We start from the raw sequence: 16,364 nt of genomic DNA on the forward strand, positions 1-16,364 counted from the left end.
CTGTTTTGCCAGCGGTGTTAGCACGACAGCCGACGAGCGCAAATATCGGGTCTGCCCGAGCCGCGCTAACCGGATGTGCGTGAGATCGTACTACCAGGTGCCGGTGTTGCTCATCGAGACCCAGGGCTCGACTTTTTCCTTGGCGGGCCTTTCTGGAGAAGTTCGATCGAGATGCCGTCCGGCGACTTGATGAAGGCCATGTTGCCATCGCGCGGCGGGCGGTTGATGGTCACGCCCTTGTCCATGAGGCGCTGGCAGGTGACGTAGATGTCGTCGACCTCGTAGGCGAGATGGCCGAAATTGCGCCCGCCCTTATACTCTTCCGGATCCCAGTTGTAGGTGAGCTCGATCAGCGGTGCCTTTGCGGTGATGCCGGCATGCTCGTCTTCGGGGCGGCCAGGAAGATCAGCGTGAAGCGCGCTTCCTTGTTTTCATGGCGCCGGACTTCGACCAAGCCGAGCTTGTTGCAATAGAAATCGAGCGAGACATCGACGTCGGCGACGCGGACCATTGTGTGGAGATAGCGCATGTGTTCTTTCCTCGGGTTGGGCGCGGGAACATAGGGCGCGCCACCCCTTTTCGGCAACCTTCAAGGGCGTGCAAGGTGCGTGGAAAGATGATTGGCAGTATTGGAACGGCTGAAACGGTGAAAAAAGGCAAAGCGGGTATTGCATAGACCGGAACACGCAGTGTTATTCTGGTTGCAAGAATCAGTTGTGTCTTTAGTCAGGAAAAGGTGCGGTCGAATGGGGGACAGGGCCTCTTTCATGAGGCGGGACTTGATCGGGGATGATGCCTTGAACCGTGACGAGATCGGCGAGGCAGCTGATCTGACTGAGATCTCCGGAGCCATCAAATGGTTCGATGTGGCCAAGGGTTACGGCTTCATCCTGCCCGATGACGGCGCTTCCGATATTCTCCTTCACGTTACGTGCCTGCGCCGCGACGGTTTCCAGACTGCGCTCGAGGGCGCACGCGTTGTCTGCCTCGTCAGGCAGGGCGAGCGGGGGCTGCAGGCTTTCCGCGTGCTTTCCATGGACAATTCAACGGCCATTCACCCGGCCGAGATGCAGGAACAGCGAACCCATGTCGCCGTCACCGCCGAAAGCGGGCTCGAGCGCGCTTTGGTGAAATGGTTCAACCGCACCAAGGGCTTTGGCTTCCTGACGCGCGGCGAGGGCACCGAGGACATTTTCGTCCATATGGAGACGCTGCGCCGCTACGGCCTGACGGAGTTGCGTCCGGGCCAGGTGGTGCTGGTTCGCTTCGGCCGTGGCGACAAGGGCCTTATGGCTGCCGAAATTCACCCTGATATCGGGACCTTGCCGGTTTCGCACTAGGCGCGATCCCGGCCCCGACCAGACAGGGATCATGATGGCTCGAAAGACTTGGTTTGCCACCGGCGCGATTTTCGCCGCCATAATCAGCATTTTCACCTATTTCGCCTTGCCAGGCTCGTCGATAGCCGACGGCAGGGCGATGATCCTGCCGGTCGAGCAGGCACCGCTGGTCGTGGCGACCGCCAAGGGCGAACAGCCCTTCAGGATCGAAATCGCCGACGATGACAAGGAGCGCTCGGCCGGTCTGATGTTCCGCGAGGAGATGCCCGACGATCACGGCATGCTTTTCGTTTTCGACCAGACCCGCGAGGTGGGCTTTTGGATGAAGAACACGCCCATGCCGCTCGATCTGGTCTTTATCGGTCAGGACGGGAAGATCAAGGCGATCCGTCGTGGCGAGCCGTTCTCGGAGGCTCTGATCGCGCCGGATGAACCGGTGCGTTTCGTGCTTGAATTGAAGGCTGGAACGGCTGAAAAGGCTGGCATCGCGGATGGCGATGTGGTTCGCCATCCTGCCATCAGCAAGGTTTCCGGCTCGGCCAATCCCGGGTAGGACGTTTCTTCGGGAGCAGACAGGCCGTGACGCAGTTTTTCGACCATGAAGGCTTCGAACTCGCCTTCCTCGACCGTGAGCCGCAGCAGGGCGCGGGCGATCCGATCCTTCTCATTCACGGTTTTGCCTCCAGCCACATCGTCAACTGGGTTTCGCCCGGCTGGGTGAAGACGCTGACCGAAGCCGGATACCGCGCCATCGCCTTCGACCATCGCGGGCACGGACTTTCCACGAAAAGCTATGATCCGGCCGATTATACGCCGGAGAAGATGGCTGGTGACGCGGCCGCACTGCTCGACCATCTCGGCATCGAACGGGCTCACATCATGGGCTATTCGATGGGCGCGCGCGTTTCGGCGTTCCTGGCGCTGGCGGAGCCGGACAAGGTGGCGACGCTGGTTTTCGGCGGGCTCGGCTATGGCATGGTCGATGGCGTCGGCGATTGGGACCCGATCGCGGAAGCGTTGCTGGCACCCGATCCGGATCAGATCACCCATCCGCGCGCCAAGACGTTCCGAACATTCGCCGACCAGACCAAGAGTGACCGCGCAGCGCTTGCAGCCTGCATCGAGACCTCGCGCACGCTGTTGAGCGAGGCGGAACTCGGCCGCATCATGCAGCCGACGCTTGTCGCCGTCGGCACCAGGGACGACATCGGCGGTTCGGCGCAGAAGCTCGCGGCGATCATGCCGAATGCGGAAGCCTTCGATATCGAGGGCAGGGACCATATGCTCGCCGTCGGCGACCGCACCTTCAAGGCGCGCGTGCTGGAATTCCTGCAAGACAACCCGCTCTGATCGTGTATCGGCCGAGACGAATACAGTGACCCTCACGTGACTGCGCCGCCGGAGTGACCCGGCGGCGCAATCTTCAAGCCCCCAGCTTGTTGTTCAGGCGTCAAGCCTGCGGTTGCGGTCCTGCCAGAGTTCCAGAATCGCAAGCGCTGCCACGGCGGCGCCAAGCACGATGTGCCAGGTGCGCAACGGTGCTCCATAGTTGAAGGTGAATGGCGAAGCTATTACCCAGACGCCACAGAAGAACGCCAGGAATTCCTCCCAGCGGCGCAGGTACATCTGCTCGAGACCTCCCAGCACCACGATTGCAGCACCCACCAATGCGGTGGCCGCGACCATTGTCGTGTTGCCGGTTACGTTGCCGAACATTGCCGTTCCCAGTATCGCAGCACCGAGCAGCATCGACAGGATATCCTCCCATCGCCGGTGCTCGAGAAACTGCCAGGAACTCATTCTGTTAAGTGTTGCCATAACGAGACTCCTCATAAGGCTAGTTTTGAGCGTAGCTCAAACACCCGTGAGGATTTTGTGCGCTATTCCTCATCGAACTCCTCAGCCGAGCGTTCGTACGCACTGCAGTTATTATCTCAAAAAAGGCCTGTAAAAGCAAGGATTTCGCTGGATCGATCGCTGGCGAACCGGGTAACGACCTTGCTCAATATGGCTGAACGGCATTACAAATCGCCACGAATTGTCGAATGGTCATGGGTGAGCCAACAGCTGAACGTATAAGTTGCTTCGGCGCGCCGTATGAAGGGATTGTTTTCCATTGCAGCTTGAAACAGGACCAAGCCAATCCATTTGACAATGTGATAAGGAAAATTGAGTTCAAACATGCTAATGTTTGGACTATACGTGCCGCAATACAGACGATGAGCGGCAACGGAGACCGCAGATGACGATCACCAGCGCAGCGCGCGCGAGCACGCTTCAACCGATCGATCCGATATGGAATTCGGTCCGCGACGAAGCCATGGAAGCCGTATCGCGCGATCCTTTGCTTTCGGCCTTCCTCTATTCGACGATCCTCAATCAGGACAGTCTGGAGGATGCGGTCATTCATCGTCTCGCCGAGCGTCTCGATCATCAGGACGTCGGCGCTGACCTGATCCGCCAGACCTTCAAGTCGATGCTGCGCGAAAATACCGATTGGGCCTCGACGGTGCGCGTTGACATCCAGGCCTATTACGACCGCGATCCGGCTTGCGACCGGTTCCTGATGCCGATCCTCTATTTCAAGGGCTTTCACGCGATCCAGACCCACCGTCTTGCGCACTGGCTGTGGAACCGCGGCCGCAGGGATTTCGCGCTCTACCTGCAGAGCCGGTCTTCCTCGGTGTTCCAGACCGACATTCATCCGGCTTCCCGGATGGGCAAGGGTATCTTCATCGATCACGCGACCGGCCTCGTCGTTGGCGAGACGGCGCTCATCGAGGACGACGTTTCGATCCTGCATGGCGTGACCCTGGGCGGCACCGGCAAGGCCGGCGGCGACCGTCATCCGAAGATCCGTTACGGCGTGCTGATTGGCGCGGGTGCAAAGATCCTCGGCAATATCGAGGTCGGCCATTGCTCCAAGATCGCGGCCGGATCGGTCGTGCTTTCGCCGGTGCCGCACAACAAGACGGTTGCCGGTGTGCCGGCCCGTGTGGTTGGCGAGACGGGATGCGACCAGCCTTCGCGGCAGATGGACCAGTTCCTGCCGTCGCAGATCATGGATCACGTCGTCAGCTTCGATATCTAAGAGACCGTTCGCGAACGCTACGCTGTCGGGCGCAGGCGGCCAACGTGGTTGTTGTCGCGTCGGCGTTGTTCGGCGCAGCTCTCTTGGGCATTATGTCGGCGTTGCCTTTACACCGCCATCCTTGACGTGCCAGAAGCGCGTTCCATCTATCCACCCGCCACCGGGAGAAAAGTTTTGAAGCCGGAAGAAATCAGAAAACTCGACGCCTTTTTCAAGCGCACGTTCCAGAATCCGCAGTTGCAGGTAAAGGCGCGTCCGCGCAAGGATGACTCTGCCGAAGTCTATGTCGGCGACGAGTTCCTCGGCATCGTCTTCAAGGACGAAGACGACGGCGATTACAATTTCTCGATGGCGATCCTGGACATCGACCTGAACTAAGGTGTGCTGATATTCAGGCGAGGGCGGCCTGCGAATGCCCGCTTGACCTGAAGCTCAACCAAGCAAGATCGGCCGGTTTCAACGGCCGGTTTTGAGAATGCGGGCCGCTTTGGCGGTCACGCTAGCCTCCAGCCGGGGCCAGTCGGCCAGCAATTCCCGCGGGAAGCGGTATGTGAGGCTGAGATTATCGCCCAGCTGGATGTCACGCTCGCAAGGCGCCAGCGATTCTTCTGCACTTGGCCCGGTCAGGCAGCGGGCGACGAATGGTTCCTGGCCAGCGCGTGCGGCTACTGCGAGAACCTCGTTCAGATAGCCGGATTTTTCAGTGAAATCGTAGAGCGTTACGCCATGGGGGCCCGGCTTTCCGGGCTGTTCGATGAGCGAGCGGTAGATCGGCGCGAAACGGCCGCTCATGTCGCGCGACATCATGCTTTCCTCGAAGGTGAGGAACAGGATGCGTTTGGTGCCGTCCGCATTGTTGAAATCGTCGCGAGCCGTCTCCGAATAGCCTTCCATGTCCGGCCAGCGCAGATAGAGGTCGAGCCGCGAGGCAATGCCGTCGCGCCGGGCGCGTTCGAAGCGGATGGCATTCGCCGGAACCGAGATGACATTGTTGCCGATGACGATTTCATGGAGCGTGGCGTCGTCGGTGTGGCCAGCCATCGCGATCGAGCGGCCGAACCATTTTCCACCGAAGCTGAGCACCGCTGACAGCAGGGCCAGTGCCGCGAAGGCATAAAAGACCTTCAGCATCAGCGAGGAATCGATCGCCGTGATCGTGTCCTCCGCCGGCGATGCCGTACTCTGTCTCATGGTGCATTTCCCCATATGCGGGTGCGCGTTTGCAGGTAAGGCTGAATCGCGCGCGCATGATGCCGTCGATAACGGCTACTCTTGCAATTTCATGGTAAACGGCTGGTAAAGATTGCCGGTCTTGCGCGGTCGCTGACCGGCATTTTAGTGTGCGCCGGCAATGGAGGATAATGAATGCCGCTTTATGAACTGGATGGAACGCAGCCCGAATTCGACGACCAGGACAGCAACTGGATCGCGCCTGATGCGACGATTATCGGAAAGGTGCGGATCGGGCGAAATGCCGGCATCTGGTTCGGCACGGTGATCCGCGGCGACAACGACCCCATCGTCATTGGCGCCGACACCAATATCCAGGAACATACGGTGATGCATACCGATGTCGGCTTTCCGCTGACCATCGGGAGTGGCTGCACGATCGGCCACCGGGCGATGCTGCATGGCTGCACGATCGGCGACAACAGCCTGATCGGAATGGGCGCGATCGTTCTCAACGGCGCGCGCATCGGCAAGAACAGCCTTGTCGGCGCCGGCGCGCTGGTGACGGAAGGCAAGGAATTTCCCGACAATTCGCTGATCGTCGGCTCGCCTGCCAAGGCGATCAGGACGCTGGACGATGCCGCGGTCGAGCGGCTGCGCCTGTCAGCCGCGCACTACGTGGCGAACGGCAGACGCTTTAAAGCCGGCCTGACGAAGATCTAAAATCCTGAAAAAATGCTCCGCCCGAAAAAGGCGGAGCCGGCCCGGGGATTGGGCCGGCTCCTTGAACCCGGTCGTTGGGGACGGGGAGGGTGGGGACTCGACCGGGTTTTCTCGCTAAAGCGCGTCGCGATCTTTCAGATTCGCTTTCTCGCGCTTTATCTCTTTGTTTTTACGCATGTCGTTATCGCAAAACCGCTGCACACTTTTGCGCGACATGCTTAGATCTGTTTAGCGAACGCTGGCCACCGCATCGGCGCGGCCGTCGTTGATCTGCACCCAGACGCCGGAATTGCGGTCGGACTGGCGCTTCAGATAGGTGTATTCGGTGTCGGTCCACGCAAGGACGCGGGATTCGAGGTTGTCGAGGATGAACTCGCCCATGCTGGTGCGCACGGTCAGCACCGCGTGGCCGTCACCATTGGGCTGACGCGCAACCGTTATCAGCAGGTTGCCGGCCGGCACGCCCAGCGCCATCAGGCGGCGGCGCTTCTCCAGCGCATAATCCTCGCAGTCGCCGGCGCCGTTATCCGGGTATGCCCAGTATTCTTCCTGGCCGTAGATTTCCATGTCGGTCATCGGCTTGACCGAAACGTTGACCGCATTGTTGATGTCGACGATCGCCGCCCAGAGCTTGCGCGTCAGTTCGACCGGCGCCTGCTTGGATGTCTTCTGATTGCATTCGACAGGCAGGCGCTGGCAGAACTCATAATGCCCAACCGGCTGCGTCGTGCGGCCGCCAACCTGCATGAACAGCTCTGCCGCCTTCGCCTCGATCGAAAGCCCGACCAGTCCAACCACTGCTGCGAAAAGAACCGAAACCCATTTTGTTTTTGTCATTGTGGCCTATCCCCGTTTGAGGACACATTGACAGATGCGGATTTATTTGACGCAAAACTCCGAAGTACATCTTGAGTAAAAACGCTCGTAAATTGAAATCAAATTCAAATAGAATAAGTATAAAATGAAAATCAAATTCGATTAAAATTTTATCGAATTCGAGGCGGCGGCGAAAATCGCGCCAACAACGAAAAAGACCGGCCAATGGCCGGTCTTTTGGTAGGTTCGAATTTAGGATGGCTCAGGTCAGGGCTGGCCGGCGCTGTTGAATTCGGCGTCCAGCGTCTCAGGCCGCTGTATCACCGCGAACTCGATAGCGACGCCGTCTTCGAAATGGCGGACGATCTGGCCGCGCATGGTGCCGAGTATGACCTGCACGCCGAGCGCCGGTTTCACGTCGATCTCGATCGCGGCGCCCGAGAGCGACAGATCTATGATGCGGCACTGATACTGGCGGCCGTCGAGAAGCTGCAGCGAGCTCATCGGATTGCGCGGCGCGACGCGCTCGTGGCGGCGGTCTTCCGGCAGGTCGAGCTCGTGCTTGTTGGCAAGCCAGGTGAGCTGGGCCGCGAGCTTGTCCTTCTTGCGCTCGGAAGCGATGATGGTCATGGCGAAGCCGTCGCGCATCGTGCGCGTCAGAACACCTTCTATGCGGCCGATATGATCGAGATAGGCGATGATCTTTTCGCCGGGGCGGCCGAGCGTGTCGCAACGCAGTGCTACATTGCCGGGCGACATGTCGACGACCTGGCAGGGATGCTCCGTGCGATCCTCAAGCATGAAACGGCCATAGATCTTCACGCGGACGCGCTGAAAATTGCGCTTTTCCGCAACCGACGGCGCGTAGTCGATCGCCGCTGACCTCATGACTGCCTCTGTCCCGTTCAAAATTTCGCGCAGACACGCACGATTTCGGTCAAAAATACAGCCACACAGGTTAACAACATGTAAGTTATCGGCCTCGGAATGGCCGGAAATTAAGCTATTCGTCGCGTCCGCCCTTGAATACGACAAGGTGACGGATGCGTCTTGCCCCATTCATGGCGAGGGACTGGTCCGAGAAGGTGCGGTCGCTCGGCGCCAGCGACGGGACGGTGACTGCCGGGCGGTTGTTCAGGAACATCGGCTCGCGATCAGGATCGATGACGCGAACCGAGTCTATCAGCGAGTCTACGATCGGATCGGTGCCGAGCCAGTAGGGCTTTTCGGCAGGCGTGACGATGCCGAGCGAGCGCTGGTGTTCGAGGCCGCCATCGAGCGGCAGCAGCAGCAGTTCGAACGGGTTGGTGCGTTCGCCTTTCGAGCGGCCTTCGAAGGTCACGAGCACGACGGACTTTGCCTTGAACACGCCGTAAGCCAGCCGCGCAATCAGGCGCTGGTCCTTCTCGCGCCAAAGCGACGGGAATGAAAATCCCTTCAGCTCGCGCCCATAGGTGGCGCAGAGGCGCGTGCCGGCGAGCCGGAACACCGCTTCGCCGCGCGTGTCTTTCTCAAGGATGAAGGTGTCAGCGAGGAGGGACTTTATATCGCTGGGTTCTATTTCGGTCCGCTTCGGTGCCGGACGCCCGTCTCGCAATCGGTTCCAATAATGGAACAGGTCGATCGATCCGTTCTGTTTCATGCTGCTCCGCTCCGCGCGATCTGTTCTGTTATGTTCCATCGGCGAACAGAAAGGCGTTGTTCGATGGCCTACATGCGGGGCGGAGCAGGTTGCGTGCCAGTGCGGGTGTCGGCTTGTTAACCGATCGGGGGCGTTAAGGTTAACAATTGGTTTACGTTGCGCGCCAATCGGGCCTGTGGCACCTTGAAATCACTCCAGAAGTGGTCGCCGCGAGGTGACCGGCAGCACTTCAGTCAAAGATTTTGGGAGAGCGTGGGGCTCGACCAGCCGTCCAGGGGAAACTTTGGGCGGCTTTTCTTTTGTGATTCGCGCCGCTCTTCGCTAAAGGCGTCTCCATGACCCAGCAGTTGGAACCCAGCATGAATGACGCCTTGCCGGAAGAGCGCAGCCCCGAGCCGGAACCGGCACCTGAGCGCCGTGAGCCGGTTTTCAATCTTCCCGTCATCGTCATCGCTGCCATCGCGCTCTGCGTCGGCATCCATCTGCTGCGGCTTTATGTGCTGACGCCTGACCAGGATTTCGAACTGATCCTGCGCGGCGCCTTCATCCCAATCCGCTATTCGGGCCAGTTCGATCTGGACGTCTACGCCTTTACCAGCCCGGTCACCTATTCCTTCCTGCATGGAAGCGTCACGCATCTGCTGATCAACATGGTGTGGCTGGCGGCATTCGGCTCGCCGCTGGCGAACCGTCTCGGCGCGCTTCGCTTCTCTGTTTTCTGGGTGGTTTCGAGCATCGCTGCGGTCGCGCTGCATTACAGCCTGCATTCTATGGACAATGCGCCGCTGGTCGGCGCTTCCGGCGCGATTGCAGGGATGATGGGGGCGGCTGCCCGTTTCGGCTTCCGCGTGGACCGCTCTGCCGGAAAGCCCGCCTTTGCCGGCACGCTCCTGCCGGTGTCGCTGGTGTTCCGCTCGCGCACCGTGATGACATTCCTTGTCGTCTGGATGGTCGTCAATCTCGTCACCGGCATTTACGGCTTTGGGCCTGACATGGCTAACCGCATCGCCTGGGAGGCCCATGTCGGCGGCTTTCTCGTCGGCTTTTTCGGAATCCAGTTCTTTGACCGCCCTCAACGAACGATGACGCTGTAACCTCGAAGTCTAAGCGCCCGCCAAACCGGCTTCACACTTGAAATGAAGGCCATCCAAGCGCACCATGACGGCATTGGAGCCGCGATGTGGAGGAGTATGGGCCGGTTCCGGTTTTGTACTGGCAAAGGAGGACGCCATGACGGTGAAGGCAATTCTCGAAGCGAAGGGCCATGACGTTTTCACGCTCGGGCCGAACGAGAAACTGGCTGAAGCGGTACGAATACTCGCCGACCACCGCATCGGCGCGCTGGTCGTCACGAATGGCGATCAAAGGATCGTCGGCATTCTTTCAGAGCGCGATATCGTCCGGGTTCTCGCCAAGGAGGGGGTGGGAGCGCTCGACCAGACCGTGCGGGCTGTCATGACGCCCAAGGTCAATATCTGCAACGAGCATCATACGGTCAACGAAGTCATGGAAATCATGACGCGCGGTCGCTTCCGCCACTTGCCGGTCGAAAAGAACGGCAGGCTCGATGGCATTGTTTCCATCGGTGACGTGGTCAAACGGCGTATCGAGGACGTCGAGCGCGAGGCCGACGAAATACGCGCCTATATAGCGACGGCGTAGGATCTCGGGATCGCCGCCGGCACATGAATATGCCGGCGGGTTCCAGAGCAGCACCTATCTGTTGTCGAGTTCGGGGCGGACCAGCTTCAGCCCGTGGCGCGTGATGCGATAGGGGCCGCCATTGGAAGAGGCGATTGCCTTCTTCCGTTTCAGCTTGCGGAAAATACCGAGATCGAAATCCGGATAGGCCCAACCGTCGCGGGTAAGGCACTGGATTTGCTCGATGCGTTTCCTGTCGTCTTTTTCGACTTCAATGCGTCCGCCCTGCGCGAGCAGATGCAGAATGCGCTGTTCATTGCGCGATATGTCCATTTTTGGAGAACTTTCGGAAAACCTGGCCGTAATGGCCAAAACAAAAAGCCGCCGCCGCAGGGTTCTGCGGCACGGGGTTTCAGGTTTTCACGCCCTGCCTTCCTTGGAAGGTCAGGGCTTCAGCGGGACTGAGCTGACGTAGACATCCAAACTCCATCGGGACGGGATGGATATAACGCGGCCGTGGTTTTCGCGCCAGCCGAGGCTGGCCAAACGTCACACTTTGAACGGGAATGGTTGCAACAGAGCAACGATTGATCTAGCGAACAGTTGAATTTAGTTGCTCAACAAAATTCCTATTTTGCAACGAATAGCCCAGCCGGAACGCCATGACCCTCATCGACACGCGCACGCCCGACCCGAAACGCCTGATCCCCGGCGCCACCGGCGACTGGGAAATCATCATCGGCCTGGAAGTGCATGCGCAAGTGACCTCCAACGCAAAGCTGTTCTCCGGCGCCTCGACCTCGTTCGGCGCAGAGCCGAATGCCAATGTCAGCCTGGTCGATGCGGCGATGCCCGGCATGCTGCCGGTCATCAACGAGGAATGCGTCAAGCAGGCGATCCGCACCGGGCTCGGGCTGAAGGCGCAGATCAATCACAAATCGGTCTTCGACCGTAAGAACTACTTTTATCCGGACCTGCCGCAGGGCTACCAGATTTCGCAGTTCAAGCAGCCGATCGTCGGCGAGGGCAAGATTACGATTTCGGTCGGACCCGATCGCAAGGGCGAGTTCGAGGACGTCGAAATCGGCATCGAGCGCCTGCATCTGGAACAGGATGCTGGCAAGTCGATCCACGACCAGCATCCGACCATGTCCTATGTCGATCTCAACCGCTCGGGCGTGGCGCTGATGGAGATCGTGTCCAAGCCCGACATGCGCTCGGCTGACGAGGCCAAGGCCTATGTCACCAAGCTGCGGACCATCGTGCGCTATCTCGGCACCTGTGACGGCAACATGGACGAGGGCTCGATGCGCGCCGACGTCAACGTCTCCGTGCGCAAGCCGGGCGGCGAGTTCGGCACGCGCTGCGAGATCAAGAACGTCAACTCGATCCGTTTCGTCGGCCAGGCCATCGACTATGAGGCGCGCCGCCAGATCGCGATTCTGGAAGATGGCGGCAAGATCGACCAGGAGACCCGGCTGTTCGACCCGAACAAGGGCGAGACGCGGTCCATGCGCTCCAAGGAAGAAGCGCATGACTACCGCTATTTCCCCGATCCGGACCTGCTGCCGCTCGAATTCGACCAGGCCTATGTCGATGAACTGGCGAAGGACTTGCCGGAACTGCCGGACGACAAGAAGGCGCGGCTGATCTCGAGCCTCGGCCTCTCCGTCTACGACGCCTCGATCCTGGTTTCCGAAAAGGCGATCGCTGACTATTTCGAGAAGGTGGCGGCCGGCCGTGACGGCAAGCTTGCTGCCAACTGGGTCATCAACGATCTGCTGGGCGCTTTGAACAAGGCCGGCAAGGATATTGAAAACGCTCCGGTTTCGCCTGATCAGCTCGGCGCTGTCGTCGACCTGATCAAGGAAGGCACCATCTCCGGCAAGATCGCCAAGGACCTGTTCGAGATCGTCTGGAACGAGGGCGGCGACCCGCGCGCGCTGGTCGAAAGCCGCGGCATGAAGCAGGTGACCGACACCGGCGCCATCGAAAAGGCGGTGGATGAGGTTATCGCGGCAAACCCCGACAAGGCAGAACAGGCCCGCGCCAAGCCGAGCATGGCTGGGTGGTTCGTCGGTCAGGTGATGAAGGCGACGGGCGGCAAGGCCAACCCTCAGGCCGTGAATGACCTGATCAAGGCTAAGCTCGGGATCGTCGAGTAAACATGTTCGTCCGCACCGCCAGTGATCGCGATCTGGCAGCAGTCCGCGCGCTGCTGGTCGAGACGTGGCACGCGACCTATGACGCGATCTACGGGGCCGAGCGGGTCACGCAGATCACCGACGAGTGGCATTCACTGCCGAAGCTGAAGGCCAATCTGGAGCGCCCGCGCTCGGAGTTCCTTGTCGCCGATGACGGCAAGATGCTGGGCGGCATGGCCTATGCCAAAGCGGGCGATGATGGGAAGATCGTCACGATCCACCAACTCTACGTCCGTCCGGCATCGCAGCGGCTGGGCATCGGCAGAATGTTGCTGGCGGAAATCGAAGACAGCTTTCCAGAGGCAAAAACGCTGCGTCTCGAAGTCGTCGAGGACAATCACCGCGCCGTAGCCTTCTACCGCGCGAACGGGTTTGTCATCGCCGACAGGCAAGAGGACAAGACCACCCATGCGTCGGGGCTGGTCATTTTCAACTGCGAGAAACAACTCGGATAAGCCCATGGCCGACATCGATAATCTGTCGATAAGGCCCGCGCGCCGCGTCGATATTCCGGCGCTCGCTGCGCTCTTTGCGTCAGACAACATCCTCGGCGGTCATGGTGATACAACCGACTTCGAGGCGTTGCCCTTCTACGAGGCGGCTTTCGAGCGGATTCAGGCTAGCCCCAACGATACGCTCTATGTCGCCGAGTTCGACGGGGAAGTTGTAGGCACCTTCCAGACAACGCGGATCACGGTCATGATTGGTCGCGGCGCTACCACTTTGCGGATCGAGGCGGTGCAGACGCGCGAGGATATGCGCGGGCAGGGTGTTGGCGAGAAGATGATGCGGTTCGCAATCGAGCAGGGCAGGCAGGCAGGCGCCAGCGTCGTTCACCTGACTTCCAGTTTGAAGCGCACCGATGCGCATCGCTTCTACAAGCGGCTCGGCTTCGAACAGAGCCACGCCGGCTTCAAGCTGAAGCTTTAGCCGCTTCCTCTTTGGCTATCCGAGAAATATAGACCGCAAACTCCGGGTCTTCGCCCGGCAGCAGTTGGGGCAGCGCCAGCCGAAAATCCTCGCGCCGGCACCACTCGCGCATGAAGTCTTCCCACGAGGCCCAGCGTCGGAGTTTTCGCGGCGGCAGATCGTCGTCATAGGCGACGAGATAGGCTCGCTCGAACAGCGCGATCAGAATCGCAAACATCGCCAGCATGCGCTCGACCTGATCCTCGGTGAGATTGGGCGTGGCGGTGCGCGATTGAAGCTTCAGGTCCGGGTGTTCGAGGGTCAGCTTCAGGAAGTCGGTGTAGCCGTCGGAGAGAAGCTGGTAGATTTCCTCTTCCTCGTTGGCGCGTTCTTTTTGCTGCTCGTAGACGAAGATGAAAATCGCCAACGGCAGACCGATGATGGTCACACACAGGCTGAGCATTTCCAGGATAGGCTTGAATTCCATCAGCTTCCGCCCGAGTGCGAGGTTGCAGAGTATCGCGATGCTATGCCGCGCGCCGGCCTTTGCCAATTGCGGGCAAAGCAGCCCGTTTCGCAGCTAAACTCTTGCCATTCGCGCCTGCGAAAGCCATAAGGCATCGTATTGTTCGACGCGCTTGCCGCGAGGAATCCGATGAAGAAATTCTTCCTGCAGTTTTTTACCTGGTGGAGCGGGCAGACGCTCGGCACACGCCTTCATACCTGGCGCTACGGCACGAAAGTCGGCCAGGACGATTGGGGCAACGTCTATTACGAAGGCGGCACCGATTCGGAAGGCCGCACGCGCCGCTGGGTGATCTATAGTGGAACCTCGGAAGCCTCCAAGATTCCGCCCGGCTGGCACGGCTGGATGCATCATCGCGTCGACACGCCGCCGTCGCAGGAGAACTACACGGCCCGCGAATGGCAGAAGCCGCACCAGACGAATCTCACTGGAACTTCGGCCGCCTATCGCCCGAAGGGCTCCGTGCTTGGCACCGGCCATCGCCCTCAGGTTACCGGCGACTACGACGCCTGGACGCCCGGCGCATAAGAGTGCGCCGGTCCGGTATGTTCTCGCCACATTCCTTGGTTAACTGCTTGTTGATGACAAAGCAGCGATATGCCTTGGTGGGTGAGAAATTGTCCCAGGCGCAACTTCCGGTATTTTCCATATGACGATCTTCAGCCGAATTCTGCAGCGCAAAGTCTTGACCGGCGCCCTCGTGTTTTCGGCGATGATGATCGCTGCGGTTCCTTTGCGGGCCTATGCGCAGGAGCAGTTCCCGCTCGATGGCGATGAGATGCCGCTGGACGATGTGCCGGCCCAGCCCCAGCAGCAAGCGCCGGAGACCGACGAAGAGGTCAAGCCGGAGCCCGCGCCGAAGGTCGAGCGCATGAAAAACCCGGTCGCGGAGTTTTCCGGCATCGACAAGATCACCGGCCGCATCACATCGTTCGACGTCTACATCAACGAGACGGTGCAGTTCGGCGCCCTGCAGGTGACGCCGCGCGTGTGCTATTCGCGGCCCGAGGCCGAAGAGCCCAAGACCGATTCGTTTGTCGAAGTGGATGAGATCACGCTCGACCGGAAAATCCGCCGCATCTTCACCGGCTGGATGTTTGCCGAAAGCCCGGGCCTGAACGCGGTTGAACATCCCGTCTATGACGTCTGGCTGAAGAGCTGCAAGGCGAAATCGGACGTGCCTGCACCCGATACCGCCAAGAGCAACTGATCCTCAGGAACCGGCTTCTCCGCGGCGCGTTGTCTTTCGGGCAACCGCTAGGAGGACATTTCCAATGATGGCCAATGAGAAAGAGCTTCTCGAAATCGAGAGAGGCTTCTGGATGGGCGGTTCCGATTTCTTTTCCGCCAATGCCGACAGGGAATGCCTCGTGGCCTTTCCCGGGATGGCCCAGGCGATGAGCAACGCCGACCTGGCGGAAACCGCTGACAATCCGAAGCGCTGGCGAAAGCTGGAGATCGAGCTCAAGGGCATTATCGAGCCGGGAAGCGACATCGTCATGCTTACATATGAAGCGCATGCCACCCGCGAAGATGGTGAACCCTATGCTGCGCTTGTCAGCACTGGATATGTGCACCGAACCAACGGCTGGAAGATGATGTTCCATTCGCAGACGCCGATAAAGGCTAAGGCCAAGAAGTCGGACGCAGCCAAGAAATCCGGTAAATCGGATCGTCAGGGATAGAAGACGGCTTCGCCGCGCAATGCCTTTTCCAGCATCTTTTCGTATCTGCCGCGTGGCACATCGACTGCACCGAAGCGCTTGAGATGTTCGGTGGTGAACTGGGTGTCGAGCAGGACGAAGCCTCGCGCGTTCAACCTTTCAACGAGATGCACGAGGCAGACTTTCGATGCGTCCGTTTCCTTGGAGAACATGCTTTCTCCGAAAAAGACGCGACCAAGACTGACGCCGTAGAGCCCGCCGACAAGGCGGTCGTCGCGCCATGCTTCGACCGAGTGGCAATGGCCGCGCTCGAACAGGTTGATATAGGCCTCCCGAATCGGGGCGTTTATCCATGTCGTCTGGCGCTCATCGCGAACTTCGGCGCAACCGTCGATCACGCCGGCAAAGTCGCTGTCGAAGCGAATGTCGAAGCGGTTCTGGCGAATCGCTTTGCGCAGGCTCTTGGGAACGTGGAAAGCATCGAGCGGGATGACGCCCCGCGTCTCCGGCCGGACCCAGAAGACTTCAGGGTCCGAAGCGCTTTCGGCCATCGGGAAGACGCCCGACGCGTAAGCCTTCAGCAAAAGCTCGGGCGGTATGCGATAGCCGGGGGCATATGGACGGGTCATCAAGCCTCA

At 59.7% G+C, this 16,364-nt stretch carries 22 protein-coding genes and 1 pseudogene; 14 read left to right on the forward strand and 9 right to left on the reverse strand.

All coding sequences use genetic code 11. The annotated features are described in order from the left end of the window. Window positions 1–90 precede the first annotated feature (90 nt). Window positions 91–529, reverse strand: a pseudogene (gloA, locus tag DZG07_RS13160) (lactoylglutathione lyase). A 238-nt stretch (window positions 530–767) separates the two neighbouring features. Here gloA and DZG07_RS13165 point away from each other — a divergent pair. From DZG07_RS13165 to DZG07_RS13175, 3 genes are read left to right on the forward strand one after another with little or no spacing between them, the layout of a single operon-like run. After that, on the forward strand, window positions 768–1,340 hold the full coding sequence (locus tag DZG07_RS13165) for a cold-shock protein (RefSeq protein WP_312857820.1): 573 nt from the start codon (window positions 768–770) through the stop codon (window positions 1,338–1,340). Window positions 1,341–1,374: 34 nt separating this feature from the next. Then, complete coding sequence (locus DZG07_RS13170; protein ID WP_091913723.1) at window positions 1,375–1,893, forward strand: DUF192 domain-containing protein; 519 nt, start codon at window positions 1,375–1,377, stop codon at window positions 1,891–1,893. Window positions 1,894–1,919: 26 nt separating this feature from the next. Beyond that, the gene (locus tag DZG07_RS13175; RefSeq protein WP_119817719.1) at window positions 1,920–2,690 is read left to right on the forward strand and encodes an alpha/beta hydrolase; all 771 of its coding nucleotides are present in this window, start codon (window positions 1,920–1,922) and stop codon (window positions 2,688–2,690) included. Window positions 2,691–2,783: 93 nt separating this feature from the next. On the opposite strand, the gene DZG07_RS13180 is transcribed toward DZG07_RS13175, so the two are convergent. Further along, window positions 2,784–3,158, reverse strand: coding sequence for an SPW repeat protein (locus DZG07_RS13180; protein WP_119821699.1), 375 nt, complete (start codon window positions 3,156–3,158; stop codon window positions 2,784–2,786). Window positions 3,159–3,582: 424 nt separating this feature from the next. Between DZG07_RS13180 and cysE the strand changes: the two genes are divergently transcribed. Continuing rightward, window positions 3,583–4,431, forward strand: a complete 849-nt coding sequence (cysE, locus tag DZG07_RS13185) for a serine O-acetyltransferase (protein WP_091913520.1) — start codon at window positions 3,583–3,585, stop codon at window positions 4,429–4,431. 174 nt (window positions 4,432–4,605) lie between these two features. Continuing rightward, window positions 4,606–4,809 carry a DUF3126 family protein gene (locus tag DZG07_RS13190; RefSeq protein ID WP_091913521.1) on the forward strand — a complete coding sequence of 68 codons (204 nt, stop codon included), beginning with the start codon at window positions 4,606–4,608 and terminating at the stop codon, window positions 4,807–4,809. A gap of 78 nt (window positions 4,810–4,887) precedes the next feature. Here the strand turns inward: DZG07_RS13190 and DZG07_RS13195 are convergent, their stop codons facing one another. Next, window positions 4,888–5,622, reverse strand: coding sequence for a hypothetical protein (locus DZG07_RS13195; protein WP_119817722.1), 735 nt, complete (start codon window positions 5,620–5,622; stop codon window positions 4,888–4,890). Window positions 5,623–5,796: 174 nt separating this feature from the next. On the opposite strand from DZG07_RS13195, the gene DZG07_RS13200 reads away from it, so the two are divergent. After that, on the forward strand, window positions 5,797–6,324 hold the full coding sequence (locus DZG07_RS13200; RefSeq protein WP_091913523.1) for a gamma carbonic anhydrase family protein: 528 nt from the start codon (window positions 5,797–5,799) through the stop codon (window positions 6,322–6,324). A 228-nt stretch (window positions 6,325–6,552) separates the two neighbouring features. Here DZG07_RS13200 and DZG07_RS13210 read toward each other — a convergent pair whose 3' ends face one another. The 3 genes from DZG07_RS13210 to DZG07_RS13220 form a co-directional block, all read right to left on the reverse strand. After that, window positions 6,553–7,071 (reverse strand): transglutaminase-like cysteine peptidase, encoded by a 519-nt coding sequence (locus DZG07_RS13210; RefSeq protein ID WP_244537852.1) that lies wholly within the window; start codon window positions 7,069–7,071, stop codon window positions 6,553–6,555. Window positions 7,072–7,407: 336 nt separating this feature from the next. Continuing rightward, entirely contained in the window at window positions 7,408–8,028 is a 621-nt protein-coding gene (locus DZG07_RS13215; protein ID WP_091913526.1) for a PilZ domain-containing protein, read from the reverse strand. Between the two features lie 115 nt (window positions 8,029–8,143). After that, window positions 8,144–8,782 (reverse strand): PAS domain-containing protein, encoded by a 639-nt coding sequence (locus tag DZG07_RS13220; protein WP_091913527.1) that lies wholly within the window; start codon window positions 8,780–8,782, stop codon window positions 8,144–8,146. Window positions 8,783–9,141: 359 nt separating this feature from the next. Between DZG07_RS13220 and DZG07_RS13225 the strand changes: the two genes are divergently transcribed. Next, window positions 9,142–9,876 (forward strand): rhomboid family intramembrane serine protease, encoded by a 735-nt coding sequence (locus DZG07_RS13225; protein ID WP_091913528.1) that lies wholly within the window; start codon window positions 9,142–9,144, stop codon window positions 9,874–9,876. A gap of 136 nt (window positions 9,877–10,012) precedes the next feature. Beyond that, on the forward strand, window positions 10,013–10,444 hold the full coding sequence (locus tag DZG07_RS13230) for a CBS domain-containing protein (RefSeq protein ID WP_091913529.1): 432 nt from the start codon (window positions 10,013–10,015) through the stop codon (window positions 10,442–10,444). A gap of 54 nt (window positions 10,445–10,498) precedes the next feature. Here the strand turns inward: DZG07_RS13230 and DZG07_RS13235 are convergent, their stop codons facing one another. Next, window positions 10,499–10,756: a YjhX family toxin gene (locus DZG07_RS13235; protein ID WP_091913530.1), complete on the reverse strand. Its 258-nt coding sequence runs from the start codon at window positions 10,754–10,756 to the stop codon at window positions 10,499–10,501. A 329-nt stretch (window positions 10,757–11,085) separates the two neighbouring features. Between DZG07_RS13235 and gatB the strand changes: the two genes are divergently transcribed. Genes gatB through DZG07_RS13250 form a run of 3 tightly spaced genes read left to right on the forward strand, consistent with a single transcriptional unit; the run spans window position 11,086 to window position 13,557 of the window. Next, window positions 11,086–12,588 carry an Asp-tRNA(Asn)/Glu-tRNA(Gln) amidotransferase subunit GatB gene (gene gatB / locus DZG07_RS13240; protein WP_119817728.1) on the forward strand — a complete coding sequence of 501 codons (1,503 nt, stop codon included), beginning with the start codon at window positions 11,086–11,088 and terminating at the stop codon, window positions 12,586–12,588. A 2-nt stretch (window positions 12,589–12,590) separates the two neighbouring features. After that, window positions 12,591–13,082, forward strand: coding sequence for a GNAT family N-acetyltransferase (locus DZG07_RS13245; RefSeq protein ID WP_119817731.1), 492 nt, complete (start codon window positions 12,591–12,593; stop codon window positions 13,080–13,082). Window positions 13,083–13,086: 4 nt separating this feature from the next. Beyond that, window positions 13,087–13,557, forward strand: coding sequence for a GNAT family N-acetyltransferase (locus DZG07_RS13250; RefSeq protein WP_162931614.1), 471 nt, complete (start codon window positions 13,087–13,089; stop codon window positions 13,555–13,557). Here DZG07_RS13250 and DZG07_RS13255 read toward each other — a convergent pair. Continuing rightward, the gene (locus tag DZG07_RS13255; protein ID WP_119821703.1) at window positions 13,541–14,023 is read right to left on the reverse strand and encodes a hypothetical protein; all 483 of its coding nucleotides are present in this window, start codon (window positions 14,021–14,023) and stop codon (window positions 13,541–13,543) included. The two genes, DZG07_RS13250 and DZG07_RS13255, sit on opposite strands and share 17 nt — an antisense overlap. A gap of 168 nt (window positions 14,024–14,191) precedes the next feature. Between DZG07_RS13255 and DZG07_RS13260 the strand changes: the two genes are divergently transcribed. The 3 genes from DZG07_RS13260 (at window position 14,192) to DZG07_RS13270 (ending at window position 15,747) form a co-directional block, all read left to right on the forward strand. Beyond that, complete coding sequence (locus tag DZG07_RS13260; protein WP_091913725.1) at window positions 14,192–14,590, forward strand: NADH:ubiquinone oxidoreductase subunit NDUFA12; 399 nt, start codon at window positions 14,192–14,194, stop codon at window positions 14,588–14,590. 121 nt (window positions 14,591–14,711) lie between these two features. Then, window positions 14,712–15,272 carry a DUF2155 domain-containing protein gene (locus DZG07_RS13265; RefSeq protein ID WP_245429486.1) on the forward strand — a complete coding sequence of 187 codons (561 nt, stop codon included), beginning with the start codon at window positions 14,712–14,714 and terminating at the stop codon, window positions 15,270–15,272. A gap of 64 nt (window positions 15,273–15,336) precedes the next feature. Next, the gene (locus tag DZG07_RS13270) at window positions 15,337–15,747 is read left to right on the forward strand and encodes a hypothetical protein (RefSeq protein WP_091913535.1); all 411 of its coding nucleotides are present in this window, start codon (window positions 15,337–15,339) and stop codon (window positions 15,745–15,747) included. Here the strand turns inward: DZG07_RS13270 and aat are convergent. Then, window positions 15,738–16,355 (reverse strand): leucyl/phenylalanyl-tRNA--protein transferase, encoded by a 618-nt coding sequence (aat, locus tag DZG07_RS13275; protein ID WP_119817734.1) that lies wholly within the window; start codon window positions 16,353–16,355, stop codon window positions 15,738–15,740. The two genes, DZG07_RS13270 and aat, sit on opposite strands and share 10 nt — an antisense overlap. Window positions 16,356–16,364: the final 9 nt, after the last annotated feature.

The organism is Mesorhizobium sp. DCY119 (assembly GCF_003590645.1).
GTDB lineage: Bacteria > Pseudomonadota > Alphaproteobacteria > Rhizobiales > Rhizobiaceae > Mesorhizobium_M.